At 22.3% G+C, this 12,015-nt stretch carries 10 protein-coding genes and 1 pseudogene; 2 read left to right on the forward strand and 9 right to left on the reverse strand.

What is annotated here, in order from left to right; genetic code table 11:
- Nucleotides 1–15: 15 nt before the first annotated feature.
- The 8 genes from JRV97_RS11220 to JRV97_RS11255 form a co-directional block, all read right to left on the reverse strand.
- Nucleotides 16–1,386, reverse strand: coding sequence for an ATP-binding protein (locus JRV97_RS11220; RefSeq protein WP_280998926.1), 1,371 nt, complete (start codon nucleotides 1,384–1,386; stop codon nucleotides 16–18).
- Between the two features lie 101 nt (nucleotides 1,387–1,487).
- Complete coding sequence (locus JRV97_RS11225; protein WP_280998928.1) at nucleotides 1,488–2,855, reverse strand: ATP-binding protein; 1,368 nt, start codon at nucleotides 2,853–2,855, stop codon at nucleotides 1,488–1,490.
- Nucleotides 2,856–3,946: 1,091 nt separating this feature from the next.
- Nucleotides 3,947–4,135 (reverse strand): hypothetical protein, encoded by a 189-nt coding sequence (locus JRV97_RS11230; protein ID WP_280998930.1) that lies wholly within the window; start codon nucleotides 4,133–4,135, stop codon nucleotides 3,947–3,949.
- Nucleotides 4,136–4,242: 107 nt separating this feature from the next.
- Nucleotides 4,243–6,048, reverse strand: a complete 1,806-nt coding sequence (locus JRV97_RS11235) for an ABC transporter ATP-binding protein (protein WP_280998932.1) — start codon at nucleotides 6,046–6,048, stop codon at nucleotides 4,243–4,245.
- Complete coding sequence (locus tag JRV97_RS11240) at nucleotides 6,008–7,789, reverse strand: ABC transporter ATP-binding protein (protein ID WP_280998934.1); 1,782 nt, start codon at nucleotides 7,787–7,789, stop codon at nucleotides 6,008–6,010. The genes JRV97_RS11235 and JRV97_RS11240 overlap by 41 nt, the downstream gene beginning before the upstream one ends.
- A 167-nt stretch (nucleotides 7,790–7,956) precedes the next feature.
- Nucleotides 7,957–8,994, reverse strand: a complete 1,038-nt coding sequence (locus tag JRV97_RS11245; RefSeq protein ID WP_280998936.1) for a radical SAM/SPASM domain-containing protein — start codon at nucleotides 8,992–8,994, stop codon at nucleotides 7,957–7,959.
- Nucleotides 8,991–9,275 (reverse strand): hypothetical protein, encoded by a 285-nt coding sequence (locus tag JRV97_RS11250; RefSeq protein ID WP_280998939.1) that lies wholly within the window; start codon nucleotides 9,273–9,275, stop codon nucleotides 8,991–8,993. Before JRV97_RS11250 ends, JRV97_RS11245 begins: the two co-directional genes overlap by 4 nt.
- A gap of 194 nt (nucleotides 9,276–9,469) precedes the next feature.
- Nucleotides 9,470–9,601: a hypothetical protein gene (locus JRV97_RS11255; RefSeq protein ID WP_280998940.1), complete on the reverse strand. Its 132-nt coding sequence runs from the start codon at nucleotides 9,599–9,601 to the stop codon at nucleotides 9,470–9,472.
- Between the two features lie 277 nt (nucleotides 9,602–9,878).
- Between JRV97_RS11255 and JRV97_RS11260 the strand changes: the two genes are divergently transcribed.
- The gene (locus JRV97_RS11260; protein ID WP_280998942.1) at nucleotides 9,879–10,394 is read left to right on the forward strand and encodes a hypothetical protein; all 516 of its coding nucleotides are present in this window, start codon (nucleotides 9,879–9,881) and stop codon (nucleotides 10,392–10,394) included.
- Nucleotides 10,395–10,432: 38 nt separating this feature from the next.
- Nucleotides 10,433–11,476, forward strand: a complete 1,044-nt coding sequence (locus JRV97_RS11265; protein WP_280998944.1) for a hypothetical protein — start codon at nucleotides 10,433–10,435, stop codon at nucleotides 11,474–11,476.
- A 394-nt stretch (nucleotides 11,477–11,870) separates the two neighbouring features.
- Here the strand turns inward: JRV97_RS11265 and JRV97_RS11270 are convergent.
- Nucleotides 11,871–12,011, reverse strand: a pseudogene (locus JRV97_RS11270) (ATP-binding cassette domain-containing protein); the annotation flags it as partial.
- Nucleotides 12,012–12,015: the final 4 nt, after the last annotated feature.

Genomic DNA, 12,015 nt, shown 5'->3' on the forward strand with positions numbered 1-12,015 from the left:
AGGAAGTTCTTTTATTTATTCGAACATAATATTTCCCATATCTCCTGGAGTAAATAAAAATAAGTTATCATTTTTCAAATTCAATAAATCTTGAGTAAACCCACTTTTTGAAAAGATTACATATTTTTTATTTATTAAATTAGTTTTTATAAATTCACTTCTTAATTTTAATTTATCATATACCTCAATACCTACTTTTTTATTAGTCCATTTGCATTCTCCAAATAGAATATTGTTTTTATCTTTTGCAACTATATCAATATCAAATGACTCACTTTTTTCATATGGTACTCTTCCCCAAGTTGATCCAATCTCTTCTGGAATAAATCCAAATGTTTCTGGATTTTCAATAATAAACTTTTTTGAAATTTCTTCAAATTGGAACCCCATATATATAAAAAAATTATTATATATTTTTTCTAAAGCTTTTTCTGGAGAAAACTCTAATAGAGAGTAATTTTTGTATATATTATTGAAATAAAAGTTATAATAATTATCTATAATAGCATATTTCATGTTTTTCTTTTTTTGATACAATAGAGGAGTTTTTTTAGAAATAATTTCATATATCTCAGACAACTCTTTTATATATTTAGAGACATTAGTAATAGGTATTCCTGAAATATCTGCTATTTCTGAACTTGTTTTTATATCACCAGCTAATGTTTCAAGTATAGAAAAATAAGATTTATGTTCTGATCCAAATTCTGAAATCAATATGTTTTTTGCTTCTTCTCTTAAAGGAGAAAAATCATCAAGAAAAATATCATATATAAGTTCCTTTAAACTTTTCTTTTTTTCAAATAACCACAAATATTTTGGTATTCCACCTATCATAGCATAAATTTCAAAAGCTTCTATAATATTATATCCAAAATCTTTTAGCATAATTATTGAATCCTTTAATGGGAATTCTTTTATTTTCATAATGTAATCATTTCTTCCATATAATGGCATTTTTTTATCAGTAAATATTTTTTTCATCATTCCAACATAAGAACCTAATACTATTAATTTAGTATTGTTTTTATTTTCATCCCAGGCATGTTGAAGTGAATATAATATTTCTTGATTAACTTTGAAAAAATTTTGAAACTCGTCAAATATTACATAATCATATTTCACAAATAAATCTGAAAAAAGATCATACCAATTAGAATATATAGCTTTTGAAAAAGATAAGCTAAGATCTATAAGTAATGTTTCTTCTTTTTTTACTTCAACAAAATAATATAAAACATTCTTTTTATTTTTAAATACTTCTTTAATTAAAGTTGTTTTACCAATTCGTCTTCTTCCATACATTACAACAAATTTTTTATTTTTTTCATTAATAATATTATTTTCAAAAAAATAAATTTCTTTTTTTCTATTATAAAATTTCATAATATCACCTCAAAAATTATACTATCCAGTATTATACCAATCAGTATTATACTGGACAGTATAATTATATACTTAATTATTATAAATGTCAATATATGGAATTAATCTTTTATTATTTCACTTAATGTATTTAAATCTATTAGTTTAATATTCTTAGACTCGCTAATATTTTCAAATCCTGATTTTGAGAATAAATAATATATTATTTCTTTGGGTTCAAATTTGATTTCATCAAGCATTTTATAGGTCTTTAATTGTAATTTCTGGAGTACTCTATCATCAACTTTTTTATTAGTATATTTACATTCACCAACAATTAATTTTTCTTCATGTATTGCTACTAAATCTATTTCAATATCTTTATCCCACCATTTTCCTATAATTTGAGGAGATTCAATTCTTTCTACATACTGTTTAGCTATTTTTTCAAAGGTGAAAGATATATACATACTTTTTTCGCTATTAATTTTATTTAATATCTTTTCACCGTGTTCTCTATATATTAGATCAATATTAGGATATATATATTTAAAATAAAATCTAATATATTCATCATCAATATAATATAAAGGCTTTTTCTTCGCTTTTTTTATAGAAAAAGGTAACTCTTTTTTTATTAGCTCAATTTCAAGAAGCTTTGATAAATAAGTGGATATTTTTCTGTTTTCAACGCCACTAAAATTGGAAATTTCATTAGGAGTTGTCTTTCCATCCGCAATAGCTTTCATTATAGAAAAATAATTTGATGGATCTTTTTTGAATTCTTCCATTGTTAAAAACTTACCTTCTTCTACTAAAAATTCTCCAGGAGTAAAGATTTTATTTTTTAATGCATTGTTAGAATTATTGTATTCTACAAATTCATTTAAATATAATGGAATACCTCCTGTGATGCTATAAATAAATATTTTGTCTTCAATAGAATAATTTAATAGGAATTTTGCAGAATCAAAAAAATCCATAGGCATAATCTTATATTGACCTGTTCTTCTTCCGTATAATGGACTATTATGTTCTAAAGCGATCTTTTCCATCATACCACTATAAGAACCACATAATATTATATTTATATTCTTTTTACTAAATTCTAAATCCCACCATCTTTGAAAAATTGAAATAAATGCAGGGTCTTGTTGAGGAATATATTGAAATTCATCAAAAATTATAGCATCATATTTTTTTTGCATTAATAACGCTTTTAATAATCCAAAAAAATCATCCCAAGATGTAACTTTTATATTTGTGGGCAAGGTACCCATTTCAGATATTATCATTTTTGAAAATCTATCTATTAAATGTAATGTATTAGAAAGATCAGCAGTAAAAAAAAGAACATTTTTAAATGTATTTTCTAATAAGAATGTTTTTCCAACTCTTCTCCTACCATATATTACTATTAATTCACTTTTATTAGTCTTTGCTTTTTTTAATAAGAATTCTTTTTCTTTTTTTCTATTAATCATTTTCATATTATTACCTCCAAAAATACAAAGATAAATTTTGCAAAGTTATATTTAGCAAAGATAACTTTTGCAAATTTCAATTATATTATATCATATATAAGAAAAAAATAAAAATAGAGATTAATTTAAAAGATAAAACAACTCTTTAAGCTTAAGGTTTTTGTTAAATGTTACGTAATATTTAAGTAATTTATTCTTAAAAAGAATTAGGCGATATAAGGGGTTTATAATGTTTTTGATGATAAATTAATCGTATTTGATATTTTCTTTTTATTATAAGCGATTTTTTTAGTTTGATAAAAAATATCCTAAATTAATAAAAATTGTTTTATGTCTTAACTTCGGTAAATCAAAATTTACCGAAGTTAAGAAAAAGCCTTTAATAATGCACAAAATAGCTATTTTATGAGTATTTTTGCTATATTTATTAATTGTTTTTGAGATATAATGTTTGTCATTTCTCCACAAGGACATCTTTTATTTCTTTAATTATTATATATTGTATAATTTATATATAATGTATATTATTAAATAAAATATATAATAAGAACAATATGGATTTACTTAATGGGATATTAAATTTATAATGTAATATGAAATATATAACACATACTATAATATAAATCATAATATGCAAATGATATGTGATATTTCGATGTATATGTTTCGTATATGGATATATAAATTAAAAATAACAATATACAATATAATATATATTTTATATGGATATATAAATAAAAATTCAAATAGAAAATTAAACTACATAATTGAAATGATATATACATTATATATGATATATACAATGTATAATATAGTCTGTATTAAATATTTCAAAACTTTTATATGAGTTGATAGTAAATAAAGTAAATATCTTTATTTTTATCAAAAACCTTATGAATAAACGTTTTAAGAATATCTCTTTACTTCGGTAAAGAATGATTTACTGAAGTTAGACTGCTTAATATTGCATAAATAGACGTTTATATAAAAAATTCTCTTCCTGAAAAAATATCAGGAAGAGATTTTTCATTTATTCTTTATATACATTGTTAAGACTTTTACATAAAAATTGCATGTTACGATTTTTTACTAAATAATCACCCAATATTTTCTTCTAGTTGCTTTGCAGCAATTATACCACTTCTTAATACATCCCATATACCCATTGCAGAATACAGCTGCATTTTTATTAAGAAAAAAATATTTACCATAGCATATAATGTTCCTGCATCACCAAGTTTAACTCCTCTATAAATAATAAAAAGATAAAATATTGCTGATAACAAATTCCTTGAAATATTAGATAACAATTGATCTATTAAATATACTTTTTTCGCCTGTTCCAGAAATTTTTTGTATATTTTTCATAGTTCTTCATTTCAAAATAAATTTTTTATTTATTCTTTATATATAATTCCGATTGAGCATACCATAAATTTCTATAATATTCTGACCTATTAATCAACTCTTTATGAGTTCCTATATCAATTATTTTTCCATTATCCATAATCACTATCTTATTACAATACTTTATAGAAGCTAATCTATGTGTTATTATTATTGCTATTTTTCCTTTGCTTATTTCTTCAAATTTTTCGTATAATTCATTTTCAGCTATCGGATCGAGTGCTGCTGTTGGTTCGTCGAGTATTATAATATCATAATCTTTAAAAATTCCTCTTCCTATTGCTACTTTTTGCCATTGACCACCTGAAAGTTCTACACCATCAAATTCCTTTGATAATATTGTATTTATGCCATTAATAAATTTTTTATTATTATAATTTATTCCTGCATAATTCAATGTATCTTTTATTTTTTCTTCATTATTTTCATTTTTCATATCACTAACAGATATATTTTCTTTCAAAGAAATCTTATATTTATTAAAATTCTGAAATACAGCAGTTCCTCTTCTTCTTATTGAATCTAAAGATAACAAAGAAGAAGCTATTCCATTATAATATATTTCTCCCCTTTGAGGACTATATAATCCCAATATTAATTTTGATAACGTTGTTTTTCCAGCCCCATTTTTACCTATAATTGCTATTCTATCTCCTTTTTCTATTTTTAAATTAATATTCTCAATTGCCATTTTCCCTGATGGATACATAAAAAATATATTTTTTAATTCTATATTTGATATTTCATCTATAGCATTTTTCCTATTTTTCAATTTTTCGTCATAATTTAAAAAGTTTATATATTTTTTTACTTTTACAAATATTTCTACAGCATTTTGCAGCCTATATTCAAATATTTCTTCAAACAATCCAAATAAATTTGAGATAGATGCATATACAGCTGCGAATGCTCCAACCGTTATTTTATTATTTATTATTAAATATATACTCAACCCTAAAATGCTCATATACCCAATTATATTTATTAATTTTGATAAGGCTTCTATTTTATTTAACTTTCTTTGATAGATCAATTTTAAATCATAATAATTATAGTTAGTTTTTTTAAATAGATTAATTATATATTTGGTTGCTCCTAATGTACGTGTTTCCTTTAAATAATTTTTATTTTTTATATATGATGAATATATTTCTTTTTCTCTTCTCAAAGGGGCATGTGTTTCTTCAAGTTTTTCATAATACTTTTTCTTTATAATTTGTGAAATTATTGTTGGGACAAATATAAATAATATACTTATACCTAATAAAGGATTTAAGGATATCATGTATAGCTCTATAAATATATAATATGGAATATACAAAAATAATATATCCATTATTATATTTAATAAACCCCTTACTGATTTAGCACCGATTATTGCAGAATTAATTATATTTCTATTATATGGAACATTAAAATAATTTGGTGAAATTTTTGAAATTTTTAAATTTAAGTTTTTTAATACAGTTTTTAATGTGATATCATGATAATATTCTCCAAAATACTCTGATATTCCACTTGAAACTTCTGATAGTATAGCAAAAAACATCAAATATATAAGATTTAATAATATCATTTTGTATTCACTATTATTATTAAAGTATTTAATAGCATTATCGAACACCTTTTGCATTTGAACTGTAACCATGCCTAAAGATATCGCATCAACTATTGAAAACATGTATTGCAAAAAAAATCTTATAGGAGATATTTTAGCAATATCAATAAATACATTGAATAGTTTTGTTGTATTATTCACCATACCATCTTCTTTGTTTTTCGAACATTTCATAATATACACCTTCTTTTCTAATTAAATCATCATGAGTTCCCCTTTCGATGATTTTTCCATTTGAAAAAACTATTATTTCGTCTGCATATCTTATTCCACCTAGTCTATGTGTAATTAAAATCTTTATCGATTTATATGGTACAGAAAAAAATCTTTCAAATATTTCTCTTTCTGCTATGGGATCAAGTGCCGATGTTGGTTCATCAAATATTTGTATTGGAGCATCTCTATATAAAGCTCTTGCCATAATTACTTTTTGCCACTGACCTTCTGATAAGTTATAACCTTTCCCATTAATGTATCCCAGTTTAGTTTTTTCTTTTTCTGGTAATTTTTTCATTATTTTATCTACACCAGTTAAATGAATTATATTATTATATAGTTCATTATTATTCTTTTTTACATCTCCTATTTTTATATTTTCCTCTAAAGTTAAAGGATATTTTGTATAGTCTTGATAAACAATAGAAAAATATTTATACCATTCTTCTATATTTGTGTTTTTTTGCTTTTTATTGTTAATGTATATTTCACCTTCGTATTCTTCATATAGTCCGAGTAATAATTTTATTATTGTTGTTTTTCCTGCTCCATTTTCCCCTACAAACGCATATGTTTTTCCTTTTTCTAACTTAATATTAATATTATTTAATATCCATTTATTTGAGTTTGGATATTTAAATGACACATTTTTAAATTCTATTGCTTTTATATCTTTAATATTTTTCGTTTTTAAATATATATCTTTTTCTATCTCTGGTAATTTTATATACTTTTGATAATCTTTTATATAATTTATACGTCTTACTAAATCCTTTACTATATTTGAAAATGTCCAGGACATTGGATGTATTAAATTAAATACAGCACCTGTTATACTTATAAACATTCCTGAGCTTATTTTGCCAGATTTTAAAACGAATAATAAACTTGCCGAAATACCAAAAGCTAATACAGCCATTAATATACTTAATATTTTTACTCTTGCAATATTTTTCATTGTTGCTTTAATATCTATTCTTCTAGCTTTTTCATATAAATTTTCAAATTTTTTTGCTATATTATCGCCATAATCGAATAATACTCTTTCATCTGCCATTTCACCCGTATTTAACATTAAATCATAAACTTTTGCTTTACGAAAATACTTCATAGATTCTGTATATGATTCATATTCGCGTTCTCCACTATAATAACCTATTATCGCCATTAGTATTAATAATATAAGCACTATGGTTCCTATTAGTATGCTACTTTTTATTATTATTGCTGATATTGATAATATTTCTACTATTATTTTTATAAATGCACTTATTTCATTTAATCCAATTGTTATTGCATTTTCAGAATTATCATATATTCTTTCAATTAATTCATAATTTTCATGATTTTCTAATATGTCATATCTTAGTTTTGCATTTTTCTTTAAAATATCTTTTTCAAATTGATTATCTACTTTTTTAGATATTCTGATATAAATTTGTTTTGATATAAGATTTATAAAATAATTTATTAAGAACATCATAAAAAACAAAAAAGATATTAATATGAATTTTTTATCTATGGTTTTATTATTAATAAAAATTTGAACAGCATCAATAAATAATGCTGTAATTATTATTCTTATCCATGGCATAGCATAGCTCAATGTTTCTATAATAAAATATCCTATTGATAATAATGGTGATTTTTTAAAAGAGTATATTATAATGTATTTAAATAATAATTTTATATTTTCCATTTTTATATTCCTTTATAAAACTAATTCCTACAGGCTATTTGCCTGCAGGATTCCTAATTTAAAAAAATACACTTCTTGATTTTCCGTTACAAGTTCCACCTTTACATCCCTGAGTTTGGACAACTATTTTTGATACTTTTATAATAGGTTTTTTATATTTCATTTTTTCACCTCCCTTCCTTTTCGCATAAATATTTAAATACTTCTGCATTTCTTTTATCTAGAGACGAACAACCTAAAAAGGTGTTATCTTCAGAGTAAGCGAACCCTGGACATCTATTACAAAAATCTTTTAAATAACAAGTTTTACAATCTTTTAAATCATATTTTGTTAAAGAATATATATATTTGAGTTTGTTAGAGTTATACCAAATATCTTTTAAATTTTGTTTTTTTAAATCTCCAATTTTATATAAAAAAGAATTACAAGGATATACATTTTTATTAGAATCTATATATATACTATATTTTAAATTAGGGCAAAGATCGTCTGAATTGTTATTTTTAAAAATTCCCTTTTCTATTTGAATTGGAATATCTTTATAAAACTTTAATAAATCATTAAAATCAAGAGAATTTTTTTTAGGAGTTTCATCACCATTTGTTTTCGATATAATTATTGGATTTGGTGAATATTTAAATCCATTTTTTATACAAAATTCTTGTAACTCTTTGTATGAATCTTTATTTTGTTTCATCAAAGGGGTTTTAATTTCTATATTGATACCTTGTTCTTTCATTTTCATAATATTTGATAATATTCTTTTTAAAGATCCTTTTACTCCTGTAATCATATCATTAATTTTTTCATTTAATGAAAAAATAGTTGTAGAAAATTCCGTAATAAATAAATCAGAAAGACTTTTAATTTGTTGATCATTAATTATTGTAGCATTACTTAGTAAAGTTACACGAAATCCCATAGCCCTAGCCCTTTTTACAATATCTATTATATCTTTCCTAAGAAAAATTTCTCCACCAGTTAGAACTAATTCAAAAGTTCCCAGCTTTCTTAATTGCTTAAATAAATGAATAATAAATTCATATTCTAATCCCATGTTATTATGTTCTGGAATATAACAATGTAAACATTTCAAATTACATAAATTTAATATTTCAATAGTTGCAATTAATGGAATTCTTTCATTATAAGCTTTTTGGACAATATTTTGATAAGAAAAAGAATTCTCATCATATATCCTCAAACCACCTCTACAATTTCTTGATTTGCAAGAACTTTAACAAAATCTATAAAATCTTTTTGAATAAATTTATCTGAGATAAAATTAAATTTGTTTTTTAAATTTATCAAACTCTTTTTTATAGTTTCACACTTTATCAAATAAATCCAAAATTCATATGCTATATCATCTAATAAAAATATATATTCAGTTCTTTCATCTATAACATAAACACAATTATCATAAATTTGCCATGAAATCCATTTACATATTTCAATTTTCTTATTTAGTATAAAATCGTCCATTATAATCCTCCTTCTACAAAAATAAAAATTTAGAAAATTAGTCAAAAATAATTAATAATAAAATTTAAGTTTTAAATTCACAAAATTTTAAAAATAGATAAGAATATAATTAACTTTTTAGTTTATAAACACATTGTATTACAAAAAATCATATGTTATAATGTTAATAAAACAATTGAGTCTAGAGATGTTTTTTATTCATAAATTTCAGTTTGAATTTGAGGATTTGATGAATTGGTTGATGAATAATCATAATCATCTTCAGCATATAGTATATTTGAGAATAGAAAAAGTATAATTAATATTGATACTATAATTTTTTTCATCCCCATCACCTCCCAATTATTATTTATTTTAGCAATTCTAACATGATTTTCAACTATTACTATAATGTTAACAAAGCTTTATTTATCAGGGTTTTGTTTTTACGATAAAATTACATTTATGTTATAAAGTTTTTTGTAACATTATTTGTGAATTGCATAATACATTTTAATAGTATATTTTATATACTAATTCTTTTTATTTCACAATCTAAAAAATAGCAAGAATTATGATTTTAAATTTTTGTAAATTATGTAACTATTTGGTTGGTGATAATATATGAAGATTAATAATATGTTTCTAAAAAAGATTATAGATATAGTCGAGTACGGAAGTTTTTCAAAACCAATTGTGAATTATATTGAAAGTAATATTAACGATATTTCATTAAAATATTATATTTCTTTATTAAAATCAAAATGGGAGATGGATTTTTCTTCTGCTATTTACTATGCAAATAACTCTATTTCAACAACAACAACAACAACAATACTAAAGGAACTTTCAAGATATGAACTTGTGTTGTTGTATTCAAGAATGAATAATTTTGATAAATCAAAAAAAGTTTTCAATACACTAAAAAATAATATAATCAATATTTCACCGTATGCAAGAAGAATAATTATACCTGGGTTAAAAGCCTTATCAGAGAAATTAAATCAAAATTTTGAGATTTTAAAATGTTATGGTGATTTATATGAGGAAAGTTATGTTCAAAAAGCAATAATAGAATATTCAAAGGCCAGAAGATTATTGTCTGAAAAAAATATGATGAAGCTTATAATAATTTTTTAAAAGGTTTTTCATATGCTAAAAAATTTAATCACCCTTCAATGATGTGTGCAGGTTTAAATTCTGCAACGTGGTGGATAAGGAATGAAGATAAGAAAAAAGCTTTAATTATTGCTAATTTACTGGAATATTATATTGGTTATTATTTCGATGATTTTAATTATATATCTAATTGGATTGATACTATTATAAGTGTAAAAGAATTAAACAATGATATAAGAGTTTTTGGCCTTTTAGAAATTATACATAACGCTTTAATATTATTTCCGGATTTAAAAATACTTATTGAAAATATGCAATGCCCAGATTTTAAAATAGAAGAATATACACTAAATAAAAAATTGAATTATTTTATTTATAAAAAAAGTAAAAAAAGATTGAAAGGTAAAACATTAAATGTTGTGGAATTAAAAAGATTTATTCAAAAATATGGTTTAACATATAAGAAAACATATCCATATGAAATAAAAAATGAATTATATAAAATACATATAAATAAAACTTTTAAAGAAAACATAATCAAATTTAAAAAGAAAAATAAAATAAAAATACAAGAATTATTTTTTGCAACATATTCATCATTAATAGAAAAACCATATTTTACAAAAAGTTGCATTTTAAAATTGGTTTTTGAAGGAGATAAAGATAAAATCATTAAATATTTCTCAAGTTATTATGAGAAAATGTATTTTTTTAACTTAATGCTATCTGAATTTGAGGTTAAAGAATTTGAAAAAAGGATAATGAATCCTGATGATTTTGAAAAGATAAAACCTGATGTATCTCCATTTTTCATATCAAGAAAAAAATTAATATTTAATCTTTTAAAAAATGCGAAAAATTTTAAAGAATTTATTCTTAAATATTTCGAACTCAACGAGGAAGAAATAAGAACTTTTGATGTGTTTTTAAGAAATTGTGTTCGTTATGATATAATATGGCCTATTATTCCAAAAGTTGATGGTAATTTAAAATCTTTCGCTTTAAAATATAATATTACTCAAAAACGCGTTGCTTTAGGATATTATTCTTTTGAAGACAATGAAAGACTTTTTCTTGATTCTATTATTGAGAAGTTTTTATAATGAAATTAGTGGATACTATATAAATAAATATTTAAGAACTGTAAAAGTTAAAATAGAATAGACCATAAAAATTTTGTGTAAATAGAAAAAATAAAAACCCTCTTCTTTGTATAGTAGAATACCAAGAAGGGGGTTTTCGATCTATTATTGGTATGTTATTTCTGAAATTATCAGGTTTTATATATTTTGTTTTATTTACTATACATAATTATCATTTTTTAAAACCCATGAATTCCTTGTTTTCTGGATTTGTTTCTAATAATTTAAATGAAATTATTCCTGTTATCAAATAAGTAAAGGTAAAATTGATAATATTATATATTCCGAATATATAAACCAAGTATTTATTGGTATAAAAAAAATTCCTCTAAATGTCCTATTTTCATATTGCAATTTTTAATAATGTGCTTTTTCCACTTCCGTTTTTACCTATAATTACTGTAAAATCACCCTTATTAATGGAAAAGTTTATATCCTTCAAAACTTCTAAATTTTTAAAATTTTTCTTTAAATTCTTTCCTTCTATTATCTTCATATTA

It is taken from the genome of Marinitoga aeolica (assembly GCF_029910535.1).
Classification (GTDB): Bacteria; Thermotogota; Thermotogae; order Petrotogales; family Petrotogaceae; genus Marinitoga; species Marinitoga aeolica.